The organism is Mycobacterium shunyiense (genome assembly GCF_058270075.1).
In genome coordinates, this window is sequence record NZ_JBZDPU010000015.1 from 162602 (window position 1) to 187983 (window position 25382).

Annotated in this window: 24 protein-coding genes; 12 read left to right on the plus strand and 12 right to left on the minus strand. The window is 66.7% G+C overall.

What is annotated here, in order from left to right:
• Nucleotides 1-63 precede the first annotated feature (63 nt).
• The gene (locus AC4ELH_RS15105; protein ID WP_498885196.1) at nt 64-627 is read left to right on the plus strand and encodes a restriction endonuclease; all 564 of its coding nucleotides are present in this window, start codon (nt 64-66) and stop codon (nt 625-627) included.
• Here the strand turns inward: AC4ELH_RS15105 and lat are convergent.
• Both lat and AC4ELH_RS15115 read right to left on the minus strand, forming a co-directional pair.
• The gene (lat, locus tag AC4ELH_RS15110) at nt 624-1958 is read right to left on the minus strand and encodes an L-lysine 6-transaminase (protein WP_498885198.1); all 1335 of its coding nucleotides are present in this window, start codon (nt 1956-1958) and stop codon (nt 624-626) included. The two genes, AC4ELH_RS15105 and lat, sit on opposite strands and share 4 nt — an antisense overlap.
• 52 nt (nt 1959-2010) lie before the next feature.
• Nucleotides 2011-2475, minus strand: coding sequence for an Lrp/AsnC family transcriptional regulator (locus AC4ELH_RS15115; RefSeq protein WP_064886653.1), 465 nt, complete (start codon nt 2473-2475; stop codon nt 2011-2013).
• 41 nt (nt 2476-2516) lie between these two features.
• Here AC4ELH_RS15115 and amaB point away from each other — a divergent pair, with 41 nt between their 5' ends.
• Nucleotides 2517-4067, plus strand: coding sequence for an L-piperidine-6-carboxylate dehydrogenase (amaB, locus tag AC4ELH_RS15120; RefSeq protein WP_498885200.1), 1551 nt, complete (start codon nt 2517-2519; stop codon nt 4065-4067).
• A gap of 5 nt (nt 4068-4072) precedes the next feature.
• Here the strand turns inward: amaB and AC4ELH_RS15125 are convergent, their stop codons facing one another.
• The 3 genes from AC4ELH_RS15125 to AC4ELH_RS15135 all read right to left on the minus strand — a co-directional run bounded on the left by AC4ELH_RS15125 (nt 4073) and on the right by AC4ELH_RS15135 (nt 5653).
• A complete protein-coding gene (locus AC4ELH_RS15125) occupies nt 4073-4309 on the minus strand; it encodes a hypothetical protein (RefSeq protein ID WP_498886169.1) in 237 nt (78 codons plus the stop codon).
• 94 nt (nt 4310-4403) lie between these two features.
• Nucleotides 4404-5120: a Rieske (2Fe-2S) protein gene (locus tag AC4ELH_RS15130; RefSeq protein ID WP_498885202.1), complete on the minus strand. Its 717-nt coding sequence runs from the start codon at nt 5118-5120 to the stop codon at nt 4404-4406.
• Entirely contained in the window at nt 5117-5653 is a 537-nt protein-coding gene (locus tag AC4ELH_RS15135) for an RNA polymerase sigma factor (RefSeq protein ID WP_498885204.1), read from the minus strand. Before AC4ELH_RS15135 ends, AC4ELH_RS15130 begins: the two co-directional genes overlap by 4 nt.
• 315 nt (nt 5654-5968) lie before the next feature.
• Here AC4ELH_RS15135 and AC4ELH_RS15140 point away from each other — a divergent pair, with 315 nt between their 5' ends.
• The 3 genes from AC4ELH_RS15140 to AC4ELH_RS15150 are packed head-to-tail and all read left to right on the plus strand — an operon-like array spanning nt 5969 to nt 8007.
• Complete coding sequence (locus AC4ELH_RS15140; protein ID WP_463805914.1) at nt 5969-6280, plus strand: cupredoxin domain-containing protein; 312 nt, start codon at nt 5969-5971, stop codon at nt 6278-6280.
• Entirely contained in the window at nt 6277-7194 is a 918-nt protein-coding gene (locus AC4ELH_RS15145) for a metallophosphoesterase family protein (protein ID WP_498885206.1), read from the plus strand. Before AC4ELH_RS15140 ends, AC4ELH_RS15145 begins: the two co-directional genes overlap by 4 nt.
• Nucleotides 7195-7203: 9 nt before the next feature.
• Complete coding sequence (locus AC4ELH_RS15150; protein WP_498885208.1) at nt 7204-8007, plus strand: SDR family NAD(P)-dependent oxidoreductase; 804 nt, start codon at nt 7204-7206, stop codon at nt 8005-8007.
• Here the strand turns inward: AC4ELH_RS15150 and AC4ELH_RS15155 are convergent.
• Nucleotides 7987-9435: a lipase maturation factor family protein gene (locus AC4ELH_RS15155; RefSeq protein WP_498885210.1), complete on the minus strand. Its 1449-nt coding sequence runs from the start codon at nt 9433-9435 to the stop codon at nt 7987-7989. The genes AC4ELH_RS15150 and AC4ELH_RS15155 overlap by 21 nt on opposite strands.
• An 80-nt stretch (nt 9436-9515) precedes the next feature.
• Nucleotides 9516-10907, minus strand: a complete 1392-nt coding sequence (locus AC4ELH_RS15160; protein ID WP_498885212.1) for a cytochrome P450 — start codon at nt 10905-10907, stop codon at nt 9516-9518.
• A 62-nt stretch (nt 10908-10969) separates the two neighbouring features.
• On the opposite strand from AC4ELH_RS15160, the gene AC4ELH_RS15165 reads away from it, so the two are divergent.
• Together AC4ELH_RS15165 and AC4ELH_RS15170 are read left to right on the plus strand one after the other, a co-directional pair.
• The gene (locus AC4ELH_RS15165) at nt 10970-11623 is read left to right on the plus strand and encodes a TetR/AcrR family transcriptional regulator (RefSeq protein ID WP_064959603.1); all 654 of its coding nucleotides are present in this window, start codon (nt 10970-10972) and stop codon (nt 11621-11623) included.
• A 36-nt stretch (nt 11624-11659) separates the two neighbouring features.
• Nucleotides 11660-16180, plus strand: a complete 4521-nt coding sequence (locus tag AC4ELH_RS15170; protein ID WP_498885215.1) for an ATP-dependent helicase — start codon at nt 11660-11662, stop codon at nt 16178-16180.
• A gap of 6 nt (nt 16181-16186) precedes the next feature.
• Here AC4ELH_RS15170 and AC4ELH_RS15175 read toward each other — a convergent pair whose 3' ends face one another.
• Nucleotides 16187-16723, minus strand: a complete 537-nt coding sequence (locus tag AC4ELH_RS15175) for a TrmH family RNA methyltransferase (RefSeq protein WP_064886664.1) — start codon at nt 16721-16723, stop codon at nt 16187-16189.
• 102 nt (nt 16724-16825) lie between these two features.
• Here AC4ELH_RS15175 and nei2 point away from each other — a divergent pair, with 102 nt between their 5' ends.
• Both nei2 and AC4ELH_RS15185 read left to right on the plus strand, forming a co-directional pair.
• Nucleotides 16826-17578 carry an endonuclease VIII Nei2 gene (gene nei2, locus AC4ELH_RS15180; RefSeq protein ID WP_498885217.1) on the plus strand — a complete coding sequence of 251 codons (753 nt, stop codon included), beginning with the start codon at nt 16826-16828 and terminating at the stop codon, nt 17576-17578.
• Nucleotides 17579-17633: 55 nt separating this feature from the next.
• Nucleotides 17634-19172 carry an HNH endonuclease signature motif containing protein gene (locus tag AC4ELH_RS15185; protein WP_448442437.1) on the plus strand — a complete coding sequence of 513 codons (1539 nt, stop codon included), beginning with the start codon at nt 17634-17636 and terminating at the stop codon, nt 19170-19172.
• A gap of 19 nt (nt 19173-19191) precedes the next feature.
• Here AC4ELH_RS15185 and AC4ELH_RS15190 read toward each other — a convergent pair whose 3' ends face one another.
• Complete coding sequence (locus AC4ELH_RS15190) at nt 19192-20508, minus strand: flavin monoamine oxidase family protein (protein ID WP_498885220.1); 1317 nt, start codon at nt 20506-20508, stop codon at nt 19192-19194.
• Nucleotides 20509-20599: 91 nt separating this feature from the next.
• A complete protein-coding gene (locus AC4ELH_RS15195; RefSeq protein WP_448442433.1) occupies nt 20600-21208 on the minus strand; it encodes a TetR/AcrR family transcriptional regulator in 609 nt (202 codons plus the stop codon).
• Between the two features lie 43 nt (nt 21209-21251).
• Here AC4ELH_RS15195 and AC4ELH_RS15200 point away from each other — a divergent pair, with 43 nt between their 5' ends.
• On the plus strand, nt 21252-21767 hold the full coding sequence (locus AC4ELH_RS15200; RefSeq protein WP_448442431.1) for a GNAT family N-acetyltransferase: 516 nt from the start codon (nt 21252-21254) through the stop codon (nt 21765-21767).
• On the opposite strand, the gene AC4ELH_RS15205 is transcribed toward AC4ELH_RS15200, so the two are convergent.
• A complete protein-coding gene (locus AC4ELH_RS15205; RefSeq protein ID WP_064879439.1) occupies nt 21757-22905 on the minus strand; it encodes a fatty acid desaturase family protein in 1149 nt (382 codons plus the stop codon). The two genes, AC4ELH_RS15200 and AC4ELH_RS15205, sit on opposite strands and share 11 nt — an antisense overlap.
• A 38-nt stretch (nt 22906-22943) precedes the next feature.
• Nucleotides 22944-23996 (minus strand): ferredoxin reductase, encoded by a 1053-nt coding sequence (locus tag AC4ELH_RS15210; RefSeq protein WP_448442429.1) that lies wholly within the window; start codon nt 23994-23996, stop codon nt 22944-22946.
• Between the two features lie 145 nt (nt 23997-24141).
• On the opposite strand from AC4ELH_RS15210, the gene AC4ELH_RS15215 reads away from it, so the two are divergent.
• Together AC4ELH_RS15215 and AC4ELH_RS15220 are read left to right on the plus strand one after the other, a co-directional pair.
• Nucleotides 24142-24822, plus strand: a complete 681-nt coding sequence (locus AC4ELH_RS15215) for a TetR family transcriptional regulator (protein WP_448442427.1) — start codon at nt 24142-24144, stop codon at nt 24820-24822.
• Nucleotides 24823-24859: 37 nt separating this feature from the next.
• The gene (locus AC4ELH_RS15220; protein ID WP_055111379.1) at nt 24860-25342 is read left to right on the plus strand and encodes an Lrp/AsnC family transcriptional regulator; all 483 of its coding nucleotides are present in this window, start codon (nt 24860-24862) and stop codon (nt 25340-25342) included.
• Nucleotides 25343-25382: the final 40 nt, after the last annotated feature.

Consider the following 25382-nt stretch of genomic DNA (forward strand, 5'->3'; position numbering starts at 1 on the left):
AATAACTCGCCCGGCACATTGCGCCTCACTTGATTGTCACAGGTGACGTCTACATTCGGCGCTGTGAGACGGCTTCGGATCAAGCTCTTCATCGCAGCCGGGGGCGCAGCGGCGATTGCGAGCTATCTTGCCGGGGTCGACGCGGCATGGAGCCTGGTCATCGGCCTCTTCGTGCCGCTGGTCTTGGGGGCCACGCCGCGGTTCGTGGCGGGGGCCTTCCGTGGTGCGCGCATACCCAGCGCCCGTGAACAGACCGCCACCCAGATGACCGGGCTGGAGTTCGAGGACCGCGTGGCCCAGGTGGCTCGCAGCGCTGGGTTGCCGGTCATCATGACCCCTCTCACCGGCGACTGGGGGGTGGATCTGATCGTCGGTCGCCGGCCCAACCGGATTGCTGTGCAGTGCAAATGCCTGTCGCGTCCGGTGGGGGCCGGAGCCGTTCAGGAGGTCGTCGCGGGCGCTCCGATGCAGGACTGTGCCAGGACCATGGTGGTCACCAACAACGAATTCACCCCGGCTGCACGCAAACTCGCCGAACTTCACGGGTGCGAGTTGGTGAGCGGGGCCGAGTTGCCCAGGCTCAAGTCGATCCTGCGCCGCGCGGCGGCGGCGGAGAGTGCGCCCTAGCCCGCCAGTGGCGATCTCAGCGCAGCCCGGACCGCTTCGAGGCACGCGTCGATCTCGGTACGCGTGACGGTAAGCGCCGGGCGGAACCGCACCGAGTCGGTACCGCTCGGCAGCATCATGACGTGGCTGCTCCACAACCGACGGACCAGCTCGTCGCGGGCGGCGGTCGAGGGCAGGCTGAACGCACACATCAGGCCACGTCCTCTGGGATCGAGTACGGTATCGGCGAAATCCACTGCCAACTCTCGCAGCTGGCCGAGAAGGTGGTCGCCGATCAGCGCGGCGTTGCGCAACAGTCTGTCGGACTCGATGACCTCCAGGATGCGGCGTGAACGCACCATGTCGACCAGGTTTCCGCCCCAGGTGGAGTTGATCCGCGAGCTGACGGTGAACACGTTGTCGACGACCTCGTCGACCCGCCGGCCCGCCATCATGCCGCACACTTGGGTTTTCTTCCCGAACGCGACGACATCCGGGGCGACCCCCAATTGCTGGTAGGCCCAGGCTGTTCCGGTGATACCACACCCGGTCTGCACCTCGTCGAAGACCAGTAGTGCGTCGAATTCGTCGCACAGCTCCCGCATCGCGGCGAAGAACTGCGGCCGCATGTGTCGGTCACCACCCTCACCCTGGATCGGCTCGGCGATGAAGCAGGCGATGTCGTACGGGTGGGCCTCGAAGGCCGCCCTCGCCTGCCGTAGCGAATCAGCTTCGGCCGCAGCAATATCCACCCCGGGCCGCAGGTACGGGGCGTCGATACGGGGCCAGTCGAACTTGGGGAAGCGAGCCACCTTGACCGGATCGGTGTTGGTCAGCGACATCGTGTATCCGCTGCGGCCATGAAAGGCTCCGCGCAGATGCAGCACCTTGGTACCGAGGGCCGGGTCGATCCCGCGGGCCTCGTTGTGCCGGCTCTTCCAGTCGAACGCCACCTTGAGGGCATTCTCGACCGCCAGCGCTCCGCCATCGACGAAGAACAGATGCGGGAGGTCCGCGTCCCCGAGGACCCGGCGGAAGGCGTCGACGAAGCGGGCCAGCGGCACGCTGTAGACGTCGGAATTGCTGGGCTTGTTCACCGCGGCCCGCGCCAACTCGGCCAGGAAGTGTCCGTCGTCGGCCAGCGCGGGATGGTTCATCCCGAGCGCCGACGAGGCAAAGAAGGTGAACATGTCCAAGAAGCGGTCGCCGGTACGCGCATCCACCAGGTAGGAGCCTTGGGAGCGGTCGAGGTCGAGGACGAAATCGAAGCCATCGGTCAGGATGCTGCGGGCCAGGACGGCTCGTACCCGGTCAGGCGTTACCTGCGGCGTAGGTGTCAACACTGCAGTCATGACACCATCTTAGCGGAATCTTTACGGCAAATATCGGCGTAGACAGTAATTGTTACGGAACGTAGTCCCGCCCGCTGTAAAATGTCTGCAAGATGATCGTGCTGCGCGTGCGGACGTTGGCAGCGGTCCTGATCCGCTGGAGCAGGTCCTCCAACGCCCGCGCCGAGGCCACCCGGACCAGCAGAATGTAGCTCTCGTCACCGGCGACCGAGTGGCACGATTCGATTTCGGGGATGTGCTGCAACCGGGCCGGTGCATCATCGGGTTGGGACGGATCGAGAGGGGTGATGGCGACGAACGCCGAGAGCATGTTGCCCAGCGCCTCGGGGTTCAGCCGCGCCGTGTATCCGGTCACCACGCCCCGCGACTCCAACCGGCGCACCCGCGCCTGCACCGCCGAGACCGACAATCCGGCCACTGCCGCCAGCTGCGCCAGTGTGGCCCTGCCGTCAGCCACCAGCGCGCGGACGAGCGTCCGGTCGGTGTCGTCCAGCGCGTGCTCGTCGGCTTCACCCATGGTCGGAACTGTAACGCCGCCACCAACCAGAAAGGCAGACGATGACCACCACCGAACGGACCCACCTCCCCACCGCGGAGGAACTGCGGAGGCGGGTACGGCAGGCCCTGAACTCCATTGGCGCCGGCATCGAACTCGGTGAGCCGACCGCACCGGGTCCTGGTCTGCACGCCAGCACCCCGATCAGCGGCGACGTATTGTTCACGCTGCCAGAGGACACTTCCGATGAGGTCGATGCCGCGATCACCGCTGCGGCACAGGCCTTCTCGACGTGGCGCACCACCCCGGCACCGGTGCGCGGCGCGTTGGTGGCACGTCTGGGCGAGTTGCTCGTCGAGCACAAGACAGATCTGGCGACACTGGTGACGGTGGAGGCGGGCAAGATCACCTCAGAGGCGCTCGGCGAGGTGCAGGAAATGATCGACGTCTGCCAGTTCGCAGTCGGACTGTCGCGCCAGTTGTACGGCCGCACCATCGCTTCCGAACGCCCTGGACACCGGCTGATGGAGACGTGGCACCCGCTGGGCGTCGTCGGGGTGATCACCGCGTTCAACTTTCCGGTTGCGGTGTGGGCGTGGAACACCGCGATCGCCCTGGTGTGCGGCGACACCGTGGTGTGGAAACCCTCTGAGCTGACGCCACTGACCGCGATCGCCTGTCAGGCGCTGATCGAACGCGCCGCGACCGATGCCGGTGCGCCGACCGAAGTGAGCCGGCTGATCCTCGGCGGGCGCGAGTTGGGTGAACGACTGGTCGACGATCCGAGGGTGGCGCTGCTGAGCGCGACCGGTTCGGTCCGGATGGGTCAGCAGGTGGGCCCACGCGTGGCCGCCCGGTTCGGCAAGGTGCTGCTCGAGTTGGGTGGCAACAATGCCGCGATCGTGGCGCCCTCCGCGGATCTGGATCTCGCCGTGCGCGCCATCGTGTTCTCGGCCGCGGGGACCGCGGGACAGCGCTGCACCACGCTGCGCCGATTGATCGTGCACTCGTCCGTCGCCGACGACCTGGTGTCCCGAATCGTCTCGGCCTACCAGAGCCTGCCCGTCGGTGATCCGAGCGTGGACGGCACCCTGGTCGGCCCGCTCATCCACACTCGCGCCTATCGCGACATGGTCGGGGCACTGGAGCAGGCCCGCGCCGATGGCGGCGAGGTGTTCGGCGGTGAGCGTCACGACCTGGGTGACGAAGGTGCGTTCTACGTGGCTCCCGCAGTGGTCCGGATGCCGGCGCAGTCCGCGGTGGTGCACACCGAGACGTTCGCGCCGATTCTCTACGTCCTGACCTACGACGATATCGACGACGCGATCGCCCTGAACAATGCGGTACCGCAAGGGCTTTCCTCGGCCATCTTCACCACCGATGTGCGTGAGGCCGAGCGGTTCATGGCCGCCGACGGATCCGACTGTGGTATCGCCAATGTCAACATCGGTACCTCGGGCGCCGAGATCGGTGGCGCGTTCGGAGGCGAGAAACACACCGGTGGTGGCCGCGAATCGGGCTCCGATGCTTGGAAGGCGTACATGCGTCGCGCCACCAACACGGTGAACTACTCCTCCGAGCTGCCGCTGGCGCAGGGCGTGCACTTCGGATAACCCGATCATCCGTCTTGTTGACACACGACGTCGACGTACACGGTGGTGAACTGCAGCGCGGTGGTGCGCGTTGCGGGCACCCCGTGCACATCGGTCACCCGGCATTGCGACAGTGGAACTCCCTTGTCCCCGTTGATCTGAACGGTGTACCCGGCCGCCGCCAGGTCCCGCACCACATCCGGTGCTCTGGTACCGCCGGTGGGTGCTGCTGAGGCCGGGGCGGCAGCGCCGAGGAGTCCCATTGCCACTGCCACAGCGCATATCGATCGGTTCATCTGGAGGCCCTCTCGCATCCGTAGGTTTCACCTATCGATACGCACGGTGGTTACATCCGGTTCAGGCCGGCCGCGCCGGCGGCCTCGGGGCCAGCACCTCGATGCTCCCGCCACGCTCCCGGACATCGAAGTGCGGCAACGGTTTCGGGGCGATCGGAAGTTGATGCTTGAGGACCTGGCCGGCCGGCGAGAACGATGTCACATGGCACGGGCAACGCAGGCTGTCCGCAGCCCCGTCGAACCACAGCTTGCACCCCTGATGGGTGCACGCCCCCGACACCGCGTCGACCGTGCCCCCCGCCCGACGGACGAATCCCGACACGGTGCCGAGGTCGAACGGCAGCACCGACCCCTCGGCAAGATCGGCGCTTCTCGCCACCGGCAGCCACTGGCCGTCGTTGGGCACCAGGTCACCGCCGCCGGCCTGCGCAGGTTCGGTGGGCTGCTCCCGGCCGGTGACCACATGATCGATCGATACGGCCGCGACGGCGGCGGTCGCCGCCGCGGCGGTGCCCACGATGACCTGTCGGCGGGTGGCCGACAGTCCGTGCCGCGCAGGCGCGGGTTCGTCCGAGTCTGCATGGGAAAGCTGTTGGGCGATACGGCTCTTGAGGTCATCGACGAACTCTGGGCGGGGTTCGTCCGCGTCGGGACGTGCTGCCCGCAGCTCGATCGCCGCGCGGATCTGTGCGGCGTCGAAGTCGTCGGCCGGGAAGGATTCGGGTCGTCGCCCGGCGAGTAGATCGTCGACGTATTTGCGTACCCCGCGCCTGGTCACCGTGACCCTCCCTCGTTGATCTGAGCGGCCAGTCGCAGTGCCCGGTGTTGCAGCACCTTGGCGTTGGCAACGCTGACCCCCATGTCATTCGCCGATTCCCGCACCGAACGGCCCTGTAGGAAACGCAGTTCGAGCACGCGACGGTACTGCGGTGGCAGTTGGGCCAGGACCTCGGCGACACGTTGCGGTGCGGTGTCGGTCCCGCTGTCCGGTTCGAACTCTGCCGCGGCCACGTCGTCCTCGATCACCGTGATCTCGCGTCCCATCGTCGCCCGCCAGTGCGCGGCCAGCACGGTGCGCGCGGTGGCCCGGAGATACGAGCGGACCTCGGCCACGCTTGCCGAGAGCCGCAGCGGCCGCAGCGCAGCCAAGAAGACCTCCGAGGTCAGATCCTCGGCGTCAGCGCGGCTGCCCAACCGCGCGTATAGCAATCGATACACCCACGTCACGTTGTCGTCGTACACGGCGTCCCAGCTCGGATAACACCCCTCCGGCACGATCCGCAGTTCGGTGCGCTCACATTCGGCCGGCATCGCGCATCCCACCCGCCTTTCGTCGCGGGGAGCCCCGCACAGAACTTCCGCACACCTAGGTAGGACGACGGGTTACACGCGCGCGAAGTTCACACCCGACCGGCAGCCGCCCGTGTAACCCGGCGCGCTATCTCCTGGTGACTGTTTCGCACCGCTCCCTGACACAAGGAGGTCCCGATGGTCCGACGACTCCCGGCACATGCGGCTGTCGCCGCCCTCGCGATCACGGCATCCGCCTGCACGAGTATGCCGTCCGCGGCGCCGCCGACGGTGGATTTCAGTGCCTCCGACGGCACATCGGTCGGCATGGCCCCGATGGACGGAATGGGTTCGATGGGCCCGCCCGCACCGTCGAGCACACCGCCGGCACCGATCTCCGGAACCGCGGTGAGCATCGACAACTTCACGTTCGCTCCCGCCACGCTGACGGTGCACCGTGGCGACACCGTGACGTGGACCAACCACGACGAGGAACCGCACACCGTCGCGGCCGGCGACGGCTCGTTCCGCTCCCCCGGCATGGACTCCAACGCCACCTTCAGCTTCACCTTCACCAATCCGGGCAGCTACGACTACATCTGCTCGATACATCCCTCCATGCACGGCACCGTGGTGGTGACCCCATGACCGATTCGCACACCATGAGCCGTCGCCAACTCATCCGCCACGGCGCCTGGTTCGGCGCCGCGGTCGGACTCGCGGTGGTCGGCGGTGAGGTGATCTCGCATGCCGCGGCCAAACCCTCCGGGGTGGTATCGGGGCCGACAGTGCGTTTCGCCCAGGTCTCCGACAGCCATATCGGGTTCAACGGATCCGCCAACACCGATGTGGCCGGGTCCTTCGGCCGGGCCGTCGATCAGATCAATTCGCTGGGCTACACCCCGGATTTCGTCATTCACACCGGTGATCTCACCCACCTGTCCACGCCTGCACAGTTCGATCAGGTCAAGCAGATGATGAGCGGCCTCAAGACCCCGCACGTGTTCACCGTGCCCGGCGAACACGATTCGGTCGACGACGCCGGCCAGAAGTACCGGTCGGTGTTCGGCGCGGGCACCCGCGGCGACGGGTGGCACAGCTTCGACATCGCCGGGGTACACGTCATCGGACTGGTCAACACGTTGAACCTGAAGAAGCTGGGCCACCTGGGTGTCGACCAACTGGACTTCATCGAAAAGGACGTCGCCCCGTTGTCTTCGGATACTCCGATCGTGGTGTTCAGCCACATTCCGTTGTTCGCGATGTACCCGGACTGGGGCTGGGGCACCGACGACGCCACTCAGGCGTTGAGCTACCTGCGCCGGTTCGCTTCGGTCACCTGCCTCAACGGACATGTGCACCAACTGTTCTCGAAGATCGAGGGCAACGTGACATTCTACAGCGGAACCACCACCGCCTATCCCCTACCGCATCCTGGCGACGGTCCGGCACCCAAACCGCTGACCCTCCCGGCCGGTCGCCTGCACGACGCACTCGGAATCCGGGAAGTCAGCTACACCAAGGGCACCACGGCACTGGCGCTCAAGGAGGACCGGCTGTAAGCAGGAGGCATGCAGATTGAGAACTCGGTCGCGATCATCACCGGCGCCGGATCGGGAATCGGCCGTGCGCTGGCCGCATCGTTCGCCGCGGCGGGCGCCCGGGTGGTCGCCGCCGATCTCGATGCGGAGTCGGCCGAGCAGACTGCCGCCCAGATCCTGGCGGCCGGCGGACAGGCGCTCGGTGTTCGGGCCGACGCAGGCGCCACCGCCGATATCGAGGAGCTGACCGCCACCGAGTTCGGTCCGGCCGACATCTACGTCGCCAACGCCGGGATCCTCGGCGCGCCGGGCCTCGGCACCGACGAGAGCTGGGACGCTATTCTCGACGTCAACCTGCGCGCACATATCCGCGCCGCGCAGGTGCTTGTGCCGCAATGGTTGTCGCGCGGCGGCGGATACTTCGTATCCGTGGCCTCGGCGGCCGGTCTGCTGTCCCAGATCGGAGCCGCCGGGTATGCCGTGAGCAAGCACGCCGCGGTCGGCTTCGCCGAATGGCTGGCCATCACCTACGGCGATGACAACATCGGGGTCAGCTGTGTGTGCCCGCTGGGTGTGGACACCCCACTCCTCGACGCGGTACGCACTTCGGCCGATCCGGACGCCGCGGCCGGCGCCGCGTCGATCGTGCAGTCCGGCGAGGTCATCAGCGCTGAGCAGGTGGCCACCGCAACGGTCGAGGCCGTGCAGTCGGGCCGATTTCTCGTGCTGCCGCACCCGCAGGTGCTCGACATGTACCGGCACAAGGGTTCGGATTACGATCGGTGGCTCGCCGGGATGCGCCGCTACCAGCGCTCACTGCGCTCCGGCCGATGAGCGGCCTGCCGGCAACGATTGCGGCGGCACGTACACACCCAGCGATATGCGGTGCCACCAGACGTGTTCGTGCCGCAGCTCGGTCCACGTGCTGAACTCATACCGGTACAGCTTCGCCCGCACGTATCGCGGCGGATCGTCCGGGAAGGGATTGCACCGCAGCAGCTTCAGCGTGTCTCGATCGTTCTCCAGCAGCCGGGTCAGCAACATGCGCAGCCAGCCGTGGGCGTACGCCGGTGAGATGGCGGCGAACCACATCAGCCAGTCCAACCGAAGGTGATAGGGCGCGAACTGCCGCGGCCATCGACGGACATCGCCGGGCTTGCCCTTGAACTCGTACTCCTTCCACACGGTGTGCTCACCCAGGCTGGCGTTCGAGGTGCCCTCCAACACCACCTCGTCACGGGCGCGCCCGACAGTGCCGAACGCGCCGTAGGAATTCACCAGGTGATACCGGTTGTACGAGGCATTCATCCGCTGACGTTTCGAGATGAGGTTGCGGGCCGGCAGGTAGCTCATCACCGCCACCGCGACCGCGAAGCCGACCACCGTCACGATGAACCACACTGGGGTCGGGCCGAATTGATGTTCAGGAACCGGGAAAAGTGCGGCGGCACTGGAATCCGACACCGCACTGAAGGCCAGGACGATCGTGATCCAGTTGAGCCAGGCGAAGTTGCCCGACGCGACCAGCCACAGCTGGGTGATGATCACGACGAGCGCGGCCCCGCTGGCCACCGGTTGCGGGGCGAACAAGGCGAACGGCACGATGAGTTGGGCAAAGTGGTTGCCGGCCACCTCGATTCGGTGCAGCGGCTTGGGCAGGTGATGGAAGAACCAGCTCAGCGGCCCCGGCATGGGTTGCGTTTCGTGGTGGTAGTACAGGCAGGTGAGGTTGCGCCAGCACGGATCACCGCGGAGTTTGATCAACCCGGCACCGAACTCGACCCGGAACACCAACCACCGAGCCAACCACAGCACCAGCAGCGGCGGGCCGACGTCGTCGTTGCCCAGGAAGATCACCAGGAACCCGGCTTCCAGCAGCAGCGATTCCCACCCGAACGAGTACCACGTCTGGCCGACGTTCACGATCGACAGGTACAACGCCCACAGGAGCAGCCAGACCGGCATCGCGACCCACAGCGGCACCATGTCTCCGCAGCCGGCGAGCAGAGCGGCGGAGAGCAGCGCCCCCGTTGCGCACACGCCGGCGAAGAAGCGGTCACTGTAGTGAAACTGAAACAGGCTCGGGGCGCTACGGAATGAGTTGGCAGCCAGGAATCGCGGAATCGGCAGCAGGCCTCGAGAACCGAGGAGGCCGCGGAACTGCCGGGCCGCCACGATGAACGCGATCAGGTAGATCGCGGCGGTCCCCCGCTGCAATACCTGTCGGGCCAACCAGTATTCGTCTGCGATGAACCATTCCATGCGCGGACCTGACGACGTTGCGGGCCTGTCCACGAAAACGGTACCCCGAATCGGGACATTTCATGCGCGGTACGCCGACGCTAGCGGCGCCGCAGGCTCAACCGGAAGCCGGCCGGCATCATGGTCAGGCGCTCCTGCACCTGCAGCGTGTAGTCCGGATCAGCGATCAGCTCATAGCGACGGATCAGTACGGCCAACATCAACACGGCTTCGTGGAGCGCGAACTGTCTACCTATGCAAGATCTTTCACCGGTTCCGAACGGCTTGTACAGGCCACCGGGACGCGTCCGCATCTGCTCCGGGGTGAACCGGTCGGGGTCGAATGCCTCCGGGTCGTGCCCCCAGCGCGGATCCCGGTGCAGGGTCGAGGTCAGGGCCAGCGCCCAGTCGCCCTTGCACATCGGGTGAATTCCGGCCAGCACGGTGTCCTCGCGGGCCGCGCGATAGTAGGCCGGAACCGTGGGCTGCAACCGCAATGACTCATCGAGAACCCGCCGGACATACCGCAGTTTGGCGATCTTCTCGAACTCGGGCCGCTGCTCGTCGCCCCACACCTCCTCGACCTCGGCGCGGGCCCGGGCCAACACCTCCGGGTGCCGCGACAAGAAGTACAGCGCGAATGACAAGGCACCAGAGGTGGTTTCATGCCCCGCGATCAGAAAGTTGATCAGCTGGTAGCGGATGTTGGCGGCGTCGAGATCGGACTCCAGCATGATCTGCAGCAGGTCGTCGTGGCTGCCCGAGCGCTGGGCCCGCCGGGTGGCGACGATGTCGTCGGCCAGTGCGTGCAGATAGCGCGCGTCGCGGCGGAGCCGGCGCTCGTAGCCCCGATAGACGAAGGAGGGCAGGAAGGTCTCGCGCAGTACCCCGAGCCGGTCTGCGCCGAGCAGCGCCGAGACCATGTGTGCGACGAACGGGTGGACGGTGTCGCTCTGGAAACACCGAAACGAATAGCCGGCGGTGCACCGCCCGATGGTCTCCAGGGTGACCCGGGTGGTGTCGGCCGAGACGTCGACGGTTTCGCCGGTACCGGCCTGCTGATCCCAATGGTCGGTGAGCTCGTCTGCGACGTCGAACATCACCGCGTGGTAGCGACGCATCGCGGCCTGGCTGAAGGCCGGCATCAGCAGCTGATGGGCGTTGAGCCAGTTCGGCTCGTCGTTGTAGGCGGTGAACAGTCCATCGCCGGCCACGATCCGCAGGGCCTCGATATCAGGGCCCACATGCTTGCAGAACCGGGTTTCGTCGTTGAGATCGTTGACCGCGTCGGCACCGGCGGCCACCACGTAACGGGCACCCAGGAACCGGAACTCGCAGATCGGCCCCAGCTCGGCCATGCCCATGGCGTTCTGCATCGAGGAATCCGGCTGCAGCCCGAAGATGTCACCCAGCAGGGGCACCCGCCGCGGCGGGTGGGGCAGTTTCGGATACTTGGCGCCTTCAGGTGAGGTCCGCGCGCCCACGACGGTCATGACACCAAGATTCCGCCTTGTTATACATGTGTCAAGTAAGGGCTTGGCGTTAGGCTGCAGTCGTGGGTGCCGAGTCGAGACGCCGGCTGTCCCCCGCCGACAGACGCAACGAGCTGTTGGCGCTGGGAGCCGAGGTGTTCGGCCAGCGGCCGTACGACGAGGTCCGCATCGACGAGATCGCCGAGCGCGCCGGAGTCTCTCGCGCCCTGATGTACCACTACTTCCCCGACAAGCGGGCCTTCTTCGCCGCCGTCGTCCGGGCCGAGGGCGAGCGGTTGTTCGAGGCCACCAGCACGCCTCCCGAGCCTGGTCAGAGCCTGTTCGGCCAGCTGCGCGCCGGAGTTCTGGCCTATCTGCGCTACGACGAGGAGCATCCGCACGGCGCGTGGGCGGCGTACATGGGCCTCGGTCGCACCGACCCGGTGTTGCGCGGCGTCGACGATATCGACAACGACCGCCAGGCCGACCGGATCATGGGCCGGATCAGAGACGCGGCGTCCGAGCCTCTGGACGCCAAGGTCGAACGCGATCTGCGGGCCACCGTGTACGGCTGGCTGGCCTTGACCTTCGAGATGTGCCGGCAACGGCTGAAGGACCCCTCGATCGACGCGGGATTCGTCGCCGACAGCTGCGCGCATGCCCTGCTCGACGCCCTCGGCCGGGTCCCGGGCCTGCCCGCCGAACTGGTGTGTGCGGCCGCTCCCGAACACCGCTGAAACCCACTTGTCGGTGCCGCGCGGCAGGATGGCTAGATGACCACCACGCCGGCAGACCCGCTGGCCCGGTTCAGTGCGCTGACCCGGGAGTGGTTCACGGCTGCCTTCCCGGCCCCGACGGCCGCCCAGGCCCAGGCCTGGTCCGCGATCGCCGAGGGGCAGAACACCCTGGTCATCGCCCCCACCGGGTCGGGTAAGACCCTCGCCGCGTTCCTGTGGGCCATCGATGAGCTGGCCCAGTTGCCGCCCGATCCCCGCTCCGGCACCACGGTGCTCTACGTGTCGCCACTCAAGGCGCTGGCTGTCGACGTCGAACGCAACCTGCGCACCCCGCTGACCGGGATCACCCGGGTGGCCGAACGTCACGGGGTGCCGGCCCCGTCCATCAGCGTCGGCGTTCGCTCCGGGGACACCCCACCCAGTGCGCGCCGCGCGATGCTGGCCAAGCCGCCCGACATCCTGATCACCACGCCGGAATCCCTGTTCCTGATGCTGACCTCGGCGGCCCGCGAGACCCTTGCCTCGGTCCGGACAGTGATCGTCGACGAGGTCCATGCCGTCGCCGCCACCAAACGTGGTGCGCACCTGGCTCTTTCACTCGAACGGCTCGACCAGCTGCTCGACAAACCCGCCCAGCGGATCGGGTTGTCGGCCACGGTGCGCCCTCCCGAGGAGGTGGCCAGGTTCCTTTCCGGCCAGGCCCCCACCACCATCGTCGCCCCTCCCTCCGGCAAGACCTTCGATCTCTCCGTACAGGTCCCGGTGCCGGACATGGCCAACCTCGACAACAACAGCATCTGGCCGGACGTCGAGGAGCGCATCGTCGACCTGATCGAGGCCCACCAGTCCTCGATCGTGTTCGCCAACTCCCGCCGGCTGGCAGAGCGGCTGACCTCACGTCTCAACGAGATCCACGCCGAGCGCGCCGGCATCGAGCTCTCACTCGACCACAACCCACAGGTCGGCGGGGGTGCGCCGGCCCAACTCATGGCCAGTGGGCAGGCCAACGGCGCGCCCACGCTGCTGGCCCGGGCCCACCACGGCTCGGTCAGCAAGGAGCAGCGGGCCCAGGTCGAAGACGACCTCAAGAGCGGCCGCCTGCGCGCCGTCGTCGCCACCTCCAGCCTGGAGCTGGGCATCGACATGGGTGCGGTCGATCTGGTGATCCAGGTCGAGTCGCCGCCGTCGGTCGCCAGCGGGCTGCAGCGCATCGGACGCGCCGGGCACCAGGTCGGCGAGATCTCCCAGGGCGTCCTGTTCCCGAAGCACCGCACCGACCTGATCGGCTGCGCGGTGACGGTGCAGCGCATGCGCTCCGGCGACATCGAGACAATGCAGGTGCCGGCCAACCCGCTCGACGTGCTGGCCCAGCACACGGTCGCGGCGGCCGCCCTGGAACCGGTGGATGCCGACGCCTGGTTCGACGCGGTGCGCCGCAGCGCTCCGTTCGCCACGCTCCCGCGCAGTGCGTTCGAAGCGACGTTGGACCTGTTGTCCGGGAAGTATCCGTCCACGGAGTTCGCCGAGCTGCGGCCGCGGCTGGTCTACGACCGCGACCACGGCACCCTGACCGGCCGCCCCGGCGCCCAGCGCCTGGCAGTCACCTCCGGCGGGGCCATTCCCGATCGCGGGCTGTTCACCGTGTACCTGGCCACTGAAACCGAAAAGCCTTCCCGGGTCGGCGAACTCGATGAAGAGATGGTCTATGAATCTCGCCCGGGCGATGTCATCTCGCTGGGCGCCACAAGTTGGCGGATCACCGAGATCACCCACGACCGGGTTCTGGTGATCCCCGCCCCGGGTCAGCCGGCCCGGCTGCCGTTCTGGCGTGGCGACAGTGTGGGACGGCCCGCCGAATTGGGCGCGGCGGTCGGGGCCTTCACCGGGGAACTCGCCGCACTCAATCGCGCTGAGTTCGATGAACGTTGCCAGACAATGGGTTTCGCCGGATTCGCCACCGACAACCTGTACCAGCTGTTGCACGATCAGCGCGAGGCCACCGGTGTGGTCCCCAGCGACAGCACTTTTGTGGTGGAGCGCTTCCGGGACGAGCTGGGCGATTGGCGGGTGATCCTGCATTCTCCGTACGGCCTGCGGGTCCATGGGCCGCTCGCCCTGGCGGTCGGCCGACGGTTGCGGGAACGCTACGGGATCGACGAGAAGCCCACCGCCTCCGACGACGGCATCATCGTGCGGCTGCCCGACAGCGGCGAAACACCGCCCGGTGCAGACCTGTTCGTGTTCGACGCCGACGAGATCGAACCCATCGTCACGGCCGAGGTGGGCGGGTCGGCGTTGTTCGCGTCCCGCTTCCGCGAATGCGCCGCGAGGGCACTGCTGCTGCCGCGCCGGCACCCGGGCAAGCGGTCCCCGTTGTGGCATCAACGGCAACGCGCCGCACAACTGCTCGACATCGCCCGCAAGTACCCGGACTTCCCGATCGTGCTGGAAACGGTGCGCGAATGCCTGCAGGACGTCTACGACGTCCCCGCCCTGACCGAGCTGATGCGTCGGGTGGCCCAACGCCGGCTGCGCGTGGTCGAGGTGGAAACCGCCACCCCGTCACCGTTCGCGGCCTCGCTGTTGTTCGGCTATGTGGGCGCGTTCATGTACGAGGGTGACAGTCCCCTGGCCGAGCGGCGCGCTGCCGCACTCGCCCTGGACACCGTCCTGCTCTCCGAACTGCTGGGACGCGTCGAGCTTCGTGAACTGCTGGATCCGGCGGTCGTCGCGTCGACTTCGGCTCAGCTACAACACCTGACGGAAGAACGAGCCGCACGCGATGCCGAGGCGGTGGCCGACCTGTTGCGGATGCTGGGGCCGCTCACCGAGGCCGAGATCGCCGAGCGCGCCACCACCGACACCATCGGGGGCTGGCTCGACGGGCTGCACGCCGCCAAACGCGCGCTGCCCGTGACCTACGCCGGCCGGACCTGGTGGACAGCAGTGGAAGACATCGGGCTGTTGCGCGACGGGGTCGGTGCGCCGGTACCCGTCGGGGTCCCCATGGCGTTCACCGAATCCGTCGACGACCCCCTGGGGGATCTGATCGGACGCTATGCCCGTACCCACGGTCCGTTCACCACCACCGAGGTCGCCGCGCGGTTCGGGCTCGGCCTGCGGGTGACCGCAGATGTGTTGGGCCGCATGGCGGTCGACGGCCGGTTGGTGCGCGGGGAGTTCGTTGACGACCTTCCCGGCGACCAATGGTGCGATACCGAGGTGCTGCGCATCCTGCGCCGTCGCTCATTGGCCGCGTTGCGCGCCCAGGTCGAGCCCGTCAGCACCGCGGCCTATGGCCGCTTCCTGCCGTCCTGGCAGCACGTCGGGTCCAGCCACAGCTCGGGTATCGACGGGTTGGCCTCGGTGATCGAGCAACTGGCCGGGGTCCTCCTGCCCGCGTCGGCCGTGGAATCGCTGGTGTTCGGGCAGCGGGTTCGCGACTATCAGCCGGCCATGTTGGATGAGCTGCTCGCTTCCGGGGAGGTCATGTGGTCCGGTGCCGGGCAGATCGGCAGCACTGACGGTTGGGTGACGTTCCACCTGGCTGAGACGGCGCCGCTGACGCTGCCGGTCCCTGCCGAGATCGAGTTCACCGATACCCACCGGGCCATCATGGAGACGCTGGGGCATGGAGGAGCGTATTTCTTCCGTCAGCTGACCGATCAAACCGCCGAATCCGAGCTCAAAACGGCTCTGTGGGAGCTGATCTGGGCCGGCTGGGTCACCGGAGATACCTTCGCTCCGGTGCGGGCGATGCTGTCTGGTCCCCGACGGACTGGGGCACCTGCACACCGTCAGCGTCAGCGGCCGCCACGACTCAGCCGCTACAGCGTCGCACGCCCGCACATCCGCGCGGCGGATCCGATGGTGTCCGGCCGGTGGTCGGCATTGCCTGGTGCCGAACCGGATTCGACCGTGCGGGCGCATTTCCAGGCCGAGCTGCTGTTGAACCGGCACGGGGTGCTGACCAAGGGGGCGGCGGCAGCTGAGGGCGTGCCGGGCGGGTTCGCCACCTTGTACAAGGTGCTGAGTGCATTCGAGGATGCCGGTCGCTGCCAGCGGGGCTACTTCGTCGAGTCACTCGGCGGGGCCCAGTTCGCGGCGGCCTCGACCGTCGACCGGCTCCGGTCCTATCTCGACGGAGTCGATCCCCGGCGCCCCGAGTACCACGCCGTCATGCTCGCCGCGACCGACCCGGCCAACCCGTACGGCGCCGCGTTGGCCTGGCCCGATCGCTCAGGCGACTCCGATGCCCATCGGCCCGGCCGCAAGGCCGGCGCCCTCGTCGCACTCGTCGACGGACAGTTGGTGTGGTTCCTGGAACGTGGTGGCAAAACCCTGCTCAGCTTCACCTCCGATCCCGACATGCAGCGGGCCGCCGCGGGCGCGCTGGCCGAACTCGTGAGCGCCGGGCGCATGCCGTCACTACTGGTCGAGCGGATCAACGGGGTTGCCGTACTCGATCCCGGGGTCGACGAGGATCGCGCCAGCGTGCAAGAGGCGCTGGTCGGCGTCGGGTTCGCCCGGACCCCGCGCGGGTTGCGACTTCGGTAGACGGCCTCACAGTAGGCCTGCGACCTTGTACAGCACGAGCGATCCCGCAACTGCCACGTTGAGACTGTGACCGGTGCCCACCATAGGAATCTCGACCGCCAGATCGAGCAATTCCATTGCGTCGGAGGGGATGCCGCTGCCCTCGTTGCCGAGAACCAATACCGTGCGGGTGCGAACTGCGGGCAGGTCCGCCAGCCGAATCGACTCGTCGGTGAGTTCGACGCCGATGATGTGCGTTGATCGCTCCCGCTGCTTCTCCAGCCAGCCGACGACGTCGCCGTAGATCCAATGGACGCATGACCTGTGCCGCAGGGTGTTTCCTTTGCGGAGAGCCTCAGGAACCCAGGGCAGCCGGGGCACGGCCAGACATGCACCCACTGCATCGCACGTACGGAGCAGCGTGCCGAGGTTCACTCCGTGCTTGGGCCAGAGTGGCGCGACGATGATGTGGTTCCAACACTGGTGACGACCCGAGCGGCGCTGCCGGTGGATCTCTTTACGGGTACGAATACGAGGCGCCGAATGCGACGCCTCACCGCTCACTGGTAGGCGGGAACGCCCTTCCCGCGGAGTCGATTATTGATCACCAGACGATTATGCCATCGAGCAGCCGCCGACTTCCATGACAACTGGTTCAATGAGAGCATGCCCGAGGGAGATACCGTCTTCCACACCGCCACGGCACTGCGCACCGCTCTGGTGGGAAAAGTGTTGACGCGCTGCGATATTCGGGTTCCGCGCTATGCCACCGTCGACCTGACCGGACACATGGTCGACGAGGTACTCAGCCGAGGAAAGCACCTCTTCATCCGGGCGGGGCCGGCCAGCATCCACTCTCATCTCAAGATGGAGGGCAGCTGGCGCATCGGGTGGACAAAGGGCGCCGCCCACCGGATCCGGATCGTGCTGGAGACCGCCGATAGTCGGGCGACAGGGATCGACCTCGGCGTTCTGGAAGTTCTGGACCGCGACGCCGACATGGCAGCGGTCGAGCACCTCGGACCGGACCTGCTCGGCCCCGACTGGGAGCCTCGCACCGCAGCCGCCAACTTGGCTGCCGATCCGGACCGTCCCCTGGCACCGGCTCTGCTCGACCAGCGGGTGATGGCCGGTGTGGGCAATGTCTACTGCAACGAGCTGTGTTTCGTCTTCGGCCGGCTTCCCACCTCTCCGGTGAGCTCGTTGACCGATCCCCTGCGTGTCGTGCAACGGGCCCGGGACATGCTGTGGCTCAACCGGTCCCGCTGGAACCGCACCACCACAGGCGACACACGGCATGGACGACAGCTGTGGGTGTACGGCCGCGCCGGTGAGCCCTGCCGCCGCTGCGGGACATTGATCGAGACCGACAAAGGCGGCGAGCGGGTCACGTACTGGTGCCCGACGTGTCAAACGTAAGACCGTTGCGCAATGTCCGCCACGCGTGTCGGGGCGTCGTGGCATAATCGAATACATGTTCGAAGGCGATTCCGATGTGGCGCTGATCGACCGGATCAGTGCCGCAGCACGCGCGGAATCAGCAGCGATCGCGGGACGGCTGGCTGCGATCGGGGCGTTGGACAGCCTGCGGGAACAGGAGTTGGCCGAATCGATCTTTTGGACCACCGACCCGTTCGAAGAAGTCTCTGCTGAAGTGTCGGCGGCGTTGCGGATCAGTCGGGGCCGGGCCGGCACCCAGATTCATCACGCCCGGGTACTACGCGACAAACTCCCGTTGGTGGCCGCCCGGTTCGCCGCCGGCGACATCGACTACCGGGTGGTGCGGATGCTCATCGCCCGCACCGGCATCGTCGACCCCGCAGTCTGGGCCGGACTGGATGAAGAACTCGCCACCCGGGCCCACCGGTGGATGCGGCTGTCTGAGCGGCAGTTGCGGGACCGGGTGGATCAATGGATCGCCAAACTCGACCCCAACGGAGTACGGGTCCCACCCCCGATCGACGACGGGCGGTTTGTTCAGGTCGAGGCGAGCAGCCCAGGCATGGCCTCGGTGTGGGCCAACATCCACGCCGCCGACGGGGTCGCACTGAATCAACGCCTCGATGCCGTCGCCGACACGGTCTGCACGCACGATCCGCGCACCCGCGAGCAGCGCCGCGCCGACGCGGTGGGACCGGTGGCCCGACTCGAATCCCGCATGCCGTGCCTGTGTCGGCGCGAGGACTGCCCCGCCGCACAGCAACGGGCGGCCGCCGATGCCGCGATCGTGCATGTGCTGGCCGACCAATCCACCGTGAACGGCACCTCGGATGATCCGGGGTATCTGGTCGGCCATGGCATCCTGCCCGCAGAATCCGTGCGGGATCTGGCCGCCACCGCCAAGATCAAACCCGTACGCATACCCACCGGGAACGCGCCCAAGCCCACTGAGCCTGGCGAGCCGAAGGATCCCGGTGAGCCTGCCGAAGCGGCCGAGCCCACTGAGCCCGCCGACACGGCTGAGGCCGCTGCTGCCGGCGAGCCGCAGTACCGCCCCTCGGTAGCACTGTCAGAATTCATTCGGTGGCGGGACCTGACGTGTCGGTTCCCCGGTTGTGACGCCCCGGTCGAACGCTGCGACATCGACCACACCGCACCCTGGCCTACCGGGCCGACGCATCCGTCGAACACCAAATTATTTTGTCGGGCACACCATTTGGTGAAAACGTTCTGCCCCGGGTGGTCGGATCGTCAGCTCCCCGACGGGACTATCGAGTTCACCACACCCACCGGACACATCCACGTGACCGAACCCCACGGCGCCGGCATGTTCCCCACTCTGAGCCAGCCGACCGGGGACCTGAACCTCCCCGAACCCGAAGCGGCGACCCCGAACTCGAATCCGAACCGCGCGGTCAAGATGCCCAAACGCTCACGCACCCGCGAACAAGACCGCCAAGACCGCCTCGCCGACGAACGACGCCTACGCGCCGAACTCAACAACGACCTCGCAACTGAACGCGACTACCAAGCCTGGCTCGCCGAAGAATACGGACCACCACCACCCTTCTGAACACGGCGATCATGGGCTGCTATGCAGGTAGCGCCTGGGCGACCTCCTGCGCCACCCGAATGCCGGATTCGATGGCGCCCTCGATGTAGCCCGCGTGATCGCTCGCGGTTTCGGTTCCCGCCCAATGGATGTCGCCGACAGGCTCGACGGGCCACGGAAGAAGCCCGTCCAGGGTGCCCGCGATCGGCAACGCCGTATAGCCGCCGCCGACGTACTCATCGGTCTGCCAGGACTTCTCGTGCCAGCTGACGGGCTCAAGCACCTCTGGCCCGATATGACCGACCAAGGGTTCCAGCACGGCCCTGCGACGCTCATCGGCGCTGAGGCCATCGAGTTGACGGGCCGCGGGTCCGCCGATGAGTACACACAGATGCCCCGGACCGTCCGGCGGGCTGGTGTCGAACACGCCGCTACCCGGGCCGTCGAGGACGATGAGCTCGCCACCCTTGCGCTGCCTCCAGAACGGCCGGTCGTAGACCGCAATCGCCTTGTAAACCGATCCCATATACGTGCCATCCGCGAGCCGGGTCCGTTCGGGCGGCAGCGGTGGTTGGTAGGTGATGGACCGCGCCATTGGCGCCGGCACTGTGACAATGACCTTGACGGCTCGCACCTCGCCCGCGGTGGACTGGATCGTCACGCCAGTTTCACCGCGACTGATCTTTACGACCCTATGCCCCAAGCGGATCCGCGAACCGAGCTCGGCAGAGAATCCATCGGCCAACCCTCGCATGCCCTCCACGAGCAGGGAGTCTTGCGCGCCTCCTTTGGTCGACAGCATGGTGAGCACGCCGCCCTGCTGGCGGACCATTCGCGCCATCGCGTAGACCGAGTGCCGATCCAGATCGGCAGTCCACGACACCGCCGCAATCACTTCCAGCAGCCGGCGTGCAGTGCGGCCCGGCACGCGGCGCAGCCACGAGTCCACAGCCTTGTCGTTCCACCCCTGCGGAACTCCGGTGCGGGACAACACCTCTACACCGGCCAGCGCCAATGCGGCCATGAGAACAGCCGGCGATACCGCCGACAGCCGACGTGAGCGGTCGATGAGGCCGGGCATCGGACCCGTGTGCATCTGATAGCTGGTGAGACCGAACTCGTCGACCAGCGAAGCGAGCCGGTGGTGCCCGTGGCCGATCCACTGACCACCGAGGTCGACCGTCGACCCCAGGGCGGTCGTCTCGCTCATCGTTCGGCCGCCGAGCCGGTCTGCAGCTTCCAACACCAGCACGTCGATCCCGCGACGGTGCAGCTCGCGGGCTGCCATCAGCCCTGATACCCCTGCGCCGACCACGACCACCGTGGCCTGTTCCGTTGCGTCATCTCGTGTCGTCATGACGATCCGCCATTTATAAGTCGGTCAACCGTCCGACTTTTATAGCACGCGAGGACCCGAGGGCGACAGGCCCGGCGCCGTCCTCAGGCCACTAGGCCGAAGGCTGCGGGTCCGCGAGCGTCACCAGCATCTGGATCGCGCGGTCGAGGTCACGGCGCGCGCGCTGACGGTCCCGGCTCGCCACGTACTGGATGATCAGCCCGTCGAGCATCGCGAGCCCCAAGCGGCCCAGCGTGGCGAACGCGACAGCGCAGCGTTCGCCCGCGGCGTTCGCCGCCTGCTCGCAGAACTCGGTGACGAGCGCGGTGTACCGGTCGTACTGCAGCCGCGCCAGCCCCTCAGAGCCCTCGCTGCGCACGGAGTACATCGCCAGCTCGTACTGCATGACCTGCACGCCGACGTCACCTTCGACGAGAGCCTCCCAGAACGTCGTGACACCGTGACTCAGGGCGTGCGCAAGACCTTGGTCCAGTTCCAGGCTGCCGTGCACGGTGGCGACGACATCGTCGATGACGGCGACGATGACGGCGCGCAGCATCTGATCTTTGGAGGGAAACACGTAGTGCAAGGTGCCCAGCGGGATGCCCGCCTCCGCCGCAACTGCGCGCAGGGTCGTCCCCGGCACGCCGACGTCACTGAGCACGCGGATCGCTGCCGCGACGATCTGCTCGTGACGCTCGGCTGCCTTGACGTAGGCCATCGGAACCTCTCCCCTCAACTGAGCGACAGCTTAGGGTGAAAATATGGCCAACACCGTCGTCCGCGCTACGTCACCGGACGACCTTGATGCGATCAGCGCGATCTATGCCCACCATGTCGAGACCGGGGTCGCCACGTTCGAGCTGATCCCACCGCACCGCGAAGAGTGGGAGCGTCGGCTGGCGACCGCCCGCGAACGTGAATTGCCGTTCCTCACCGCGACACTCGCCGATGAGATCGTCGGCTATGCCTACTGCTCGCCGTGGAAGCTGCGCCCGGCCTATCGGCACACCGTGGAGAACTCGATCTACCTCGCACCACAAACCGCCGGCCGCGGCATCGGAACCCTCCTGCTACAAGGACTTCTGGACGGCTGCACTGCGGCAGGCATCCGTGAGGTCATCGCCGTGGTGGTCGACACCGACGAGGCGGCGGCATCCCTTGCCCTGCACCGCAAACACGGTTTCGCCGAGGCGGGCCGACTGCGTGCGGTCGGGTACAAGCACGGACGGTGGCTGGACACGGTGCTGCTGCAGTGCAGCCTGTCGGTCAGCAGTTGACGAGTTCGGGCTCGCAGATCGGCTGCGATGCAGGCTCCTTGGCAGCCGGCTCCTCAACCGGGACCTCCTTGGGGGCAGCATCCTTGGGCGTGCCGCCCCAGGGGAACGCCAGTCGCACGATCTTGCGCACCACGGAGGCAAACTGCTTGTGGATCGGACCCGTGTTGTAGGGCAGGCCGTACCGCTGGCAGATCTCCTTCACCTCGCCGGAGATCTCGGCGTAGCGATGCGCCGGGATGTCCGGGAACAGGTGGTGTTCGATCTGGAAGGACAGATTGCCACTGAAGATGTGGAACCACTTGCCGCCGGTCAGGTTTGCCGAGCCGAGCAACTGGCGGAAGTACCACTGCCCGCGGGTCTCGTTCTCGGTCTCCTCGATGGTGAACTCGTGCGTGCCCTCCGGGAAATGGCCGCAGAAGATGATGGTGTAGGACCACACGTTGCGCATCAGATTGGCGGTCATGTTGCCCGCGAACACAAATGGCGCGAACGGGCCTGCCAACAGCGGGAAGGCCACATAGTCCTTCACGGTCTGCTTGCGCACCTTGGCCCACATCTCGCGCAGCATGTCCTTCTTGTCCCGCAGGCGGATTTCGCCGGTACGGATGCGCTCGGTCTCGAGCTCGTGCAGCGCGACGCCGTACTGGAAGAACACCATCAGCAGGAAGGCGTACAACGGATTGCCCAGGTAGTACGGGCTCCACTTCTGGTCCTCGCTCATGCGCAGGACGCCGTAACCGATGTCGCGGTCCATGTCGACGATGTTGGTGTAGGTGTGGTGCATGTAGTTGTGCGAGTGCCGCCACTGATTGGACGGGCACGCCGAATCCCACTCGAAGTTCTGGCCGCGCAACGCCGGATCACCCATCCAGTCGTACTGGCCGTGCATCACGTTGTGGCCGATCTCCATGTTGTCGAGGATCTTCGACAGCCCGAGCATCACCGTGCCGATCGGCCAGGCCGGCGGCAGGAACAGCAGTGCACGGCCGCCAACCTCGAGCTTGCGCTGCATCTTGATGATGTCGCGGATGTAGGTGGCGTCACGCTCACCGAGGTCGGCGAGGGCGCGTTCACGGATGGAGTCGAGTTCGGCACCGAAGGTCTCGAACTGCTCAGGGGTCAGGGTGTAGTGAGTCATGGTGTGTCCTTTCTTCGAAAAGGGCTGAAAGTAGGTGTCTAGAGGTCGATCTGGACGTCGCCGCAGGGGGCGCTCACGCAGATTTCGATGTTCTCGTCAGGGTCTGTCGAGACCGCGCCGGTGATCAGGTTCTTCACCGGACCGCTGATCTTCCTGCGGGTGCAGGTGTGGCAGATCCCCATCCGGCAACCGCTCGTCGGATTCAGTCCGGCGGCCTCGGCCTGCTCGAGGATCGAGCGGCCGTCGTCGACGACTGTGACGACACTTTCCGTAAAGGCGACGGTTCCGCCGGACACCTCGGTCGGTACGGCGATCACCGGCGGCACAAAGCTCTCCGACTGGGCTCCGGGCAGCAGGTCCTTGACCGCGGAGACCAGAGCCGGTGGGCCGCAGACGAACACCGCGTCGGGGTTCGGCATCGCGGCGGCCAGATGGTCCGGACCGAAGTACCCGGTCAGATCGCCCCGGTCCGAGCGGGTGTAGCTGTGCAGCACCGTGACGCCCGGCGTCGCGGCCAGCTCTGTCGCGTACGCAGCCTCTTCGGGGTTACGGGCGTAGTGGATGAAGGCGACCTCACCATCGAAGTTCTCCTCGCGCAGGGTGCGCAGCATGGAGAGCACCGGCGTGATGCCGCTGCCGCCGGAAACCAACAGGATGCGGCGGGGGCGCTGCTCCGGAAGTGTGAAGTCGCCGCCGACCGAGTCGAGGCCGAGGACCATACCGGGCGCTGCGTTGCGGTACAGGTACTGCGAGACCAGTCCGCCGTCGTGCAGACCGATGGTCAACTCGATGACGGGGCTGCCTTCGGCGTTGGCCGGCGAGTAGCACCGGGTGCGGCGGCGGCCGTCGATCTCCACGGTCAGGTTGATGTGCTGCCCGGCCTTGAAACCCCGCCACGCGTCGTTGGGCTGCAGGGTCAGGGTGACGCTGCGTGGCGTCTGCTTGCGGACGGCGACCACCCTGGCGCGGGCGTCATCGACGGTCCAGGTGCGGTCGTAAACCTCGGTGTACCGGTCCACGCCATGCGGGCCGGTGAGGATCCCAACCAGGGCGGAGCGCCGGATCCGGCGGCTCAAAGTTTCGGTGAACATATGTACACGATGAGTCCATCGATACGTTCACGTCAAGGGTTAATGCCCAGGTTGTTGTGTGGATCACGTGGTGAACAAATGTGCCAACATGTCATACACAATCGTTCCGATCAGGCGTTCGATGTCTCTGTGCTAGCTTTTTTCGGTGAACAGTCGTAGCCCCAGTTCACGAGACCGGCGGTCAAGCCGCTCGTCAAGCTCCCGGCCCAAGGACAATCTGTCTCGCGAGGAGCGCAAGGAAGCCACCCGCCGCGCGATCATCACGGCCGCCCTGAAGTTGCTCGAAGAGGACAGTTTCAGCGCACTGAGCCTGCGTGAGGTCACCCGGGAGGCCGGAATCGTGCCTGCCGCCTTCTACCGGCACTTCGAAACCATGGACGCGCTCGGCCTGGTGCTGATCGACGAGTCCTTCCGCGCCCTCCGGGAGATGCTCCGCGGCGGTCGCGCCGGCCAGCTCGACCCCAAGCGCATCATCGAGTCCTCGGTCGACATCCTGTTCAACAGCGTCGCCGAACGGCCCGAGCACTGGCGCTTCATCAGCCGCGAACGCAACACCGGGGTCACCGTCGTGCGCTATGCGATCCGCACGGAAATCCGGTTGATCACCTCCGAGCTGGCCATCGATCTGGCCCGGCTACCCGGCCTGACCACGTGGAGCAGCGAGGATCTCAATATCCTGTCCGGGCTGTTCGTCAATTCGATGATGGTCACGGCGGAATCCATCGAGGACGCCAACGACGCGAAGGCGCTCGCGGACATCAAGCAGACCGCACGTAAGCAGCTCCGCATGATCGTGGTCGGCGTCGCGGGCTGGAATAGCCGCTGACGTCACCGCTCGAACCGTGGCAATGGGAAAATGCCACATGGCCATCAAGATTGACGCCCTCGATGCCGCGCTGCTGTCGGCATTGGCGACCGACCCACGCACGCCGATTCTTGAGCTGGCGTCGCGACTGAAGGTCGCCCGCAACACGGTGCAGGCGCGCATGAAGCGGCTCGAGGAATCCGGCCTGGTCCGCGGCTTCCCACCCAACATCGACCTGGCGGAACTCGGGTACGCGGTGCACGCCTTCGTCGGTATCGAAACCGACCAGAACAAGATGAACGCCATCATCGACGCACTGCGTGCGGTCCCCCACGTGCTCGAGGTGCACGCAACGACCGGGCGGGCCGACCTCCTGGTCCGCATTGCCGCGCAGACCCAAGAGGAGCTGCTGCGGCTCATCCAGGAAGTGCATCGGATCGACGGCGTCAAGCATTCGGAAACCATGCTGGCGATGGCGACTCCGGTCGAATACCGGTCCCTGCCCCTCGTGCAGCATCTGACTCAGCACTCAACAAAATGATGCGTGGATCACAGTGTTCCACGTCACAATTGAGCAATCT

Coding starts and splice junctions, on each gene's coding strand:
- lat (WP_498885198.1), bottom strand. CDS start 1,958: ATGACTGCAGTGTTGACACCTACGCCGCAGGTAACGCCTGACCGGGTA.
- AC4ELH_RS15115 (WP_064886653.1), bottom strand. CDS start 2,475: ATGGGTGAAGCCGACGAGCACGCGCTGGACGACACCGACCGGACGCTC.
- amaB (WP_498885200.1), top strand. CDS start 2,517: ATGACCACCACCGAACGGACCCACCTCCCCACCGCGGAGGAACTGCGG.
- AC4ELH_RS15125 (WP_498886169.1), bottom strand. CDS start 4,309: ATGGGACTCCTCGGCGCTGCCGCCCCGGCCTCAGCAGCACCCACCGGC.
- AC4ELH_RS15135 (WP_498885204.1), bottom strand. CDS start 5,653: ATGCCGGCCGAATGTGAGCGCACCGAACTGCGGATCGTGCCGGAGGGG.
- AC4ELH_RS15140 (WP_463805914.1), top strand. CDS start 5,969: ATGGACGGAATGGGTTCGATGGGCCCGCCCGCACCGTCGAGCACACCG.
- AC4ELH_RS15145 (WP_498885206.1), top strand. CDS start 6,277: ATGACCGATTCGCACACCATGAGCCGTCGCCAACTCATCCGCCACGGC.
- AC4ELH_RS15150 (WP_498885208.1), top strand. CDS start 7,204: ATGCAGATTGAGAACTCGGTCGCGATCATCACCGGCGCCGGATCGGGA.
- AC4ELH_RS15155 (WP_498885210.1), bottom strand. CDS start 9,435: ATGGAATGGTTCATCGCAGACGAATACTGGTTGGCCCGACAGGTATTG.
- AC4ELH_RS15160 (WP_498885212.1), bottom strand. CDS start 10,907: ATGACCGTCGTGGGCGCGCGGACCTCACCTGAAGGCGCCAAGTATCCG.
- AC4ELH_RS15170 (WP_498885215.1), top strand. CDS start 11,660: ATGACCACCACGCCGGCAGACCCGCTGGCCCGGTTCAGTGCGCTGACC.
- nei2 (WP_498885217.1), top strand. CDS start 16,826: ATGCCCGAGGGAGATACCGTCTTCCACACCGCCACGGCACTGCGCACC.
- AC4ELH_RS15185 (WP_448442437.1), top strand. CDS start 17,634: ATGTTCGAAGGCGATTCCGATGTGGCGCTGATCGACCGGATCAGTGCC.
- AC4ELH_RS15190 (WP_498885220.1), bottom strand. CDS start 20,508: ATGACGACACGAGATGACGCAACGGAACAGGCCACGGTGGTCGTGGTC.
- AC4ELH_RS15195 (WP_448442433.1), bottom strand. CDS start 21,208: ATGGCCTACGTCAAGGCAGCCGAGCGTCACGAGCAGATCGTCGCGGCA.
- AC4ELH_RS15200 (WP_448442431.1), top strand. CDS start 21,252: ATGGCCAACACCGTCGTCCGCGCTACGTCACCGGACGACCTTGATGCG.
- AC4ELH_RS15205 (WP_064879439.1), bottom strand. CDS start 22,905: ATGACTCACTACACCCTGACCCCTGAGCAGTTCGAGACCTTCGGTGCC.
- AC4ELH_RS15210 (WP_448442429.1), bottom strand. CDS start 23,996: ATGTTCACCGAAACTTTGAGCCGCCGGATCCGGCGCTCCGCCCTGGTT.
- AC4ELH_RS15220 (WP_055111379.1), top strand. CDS start 24,860: ATGGCCATCAAGATTGACGCCCTCGATGCCGCGCTGCTGTCGGCATTG.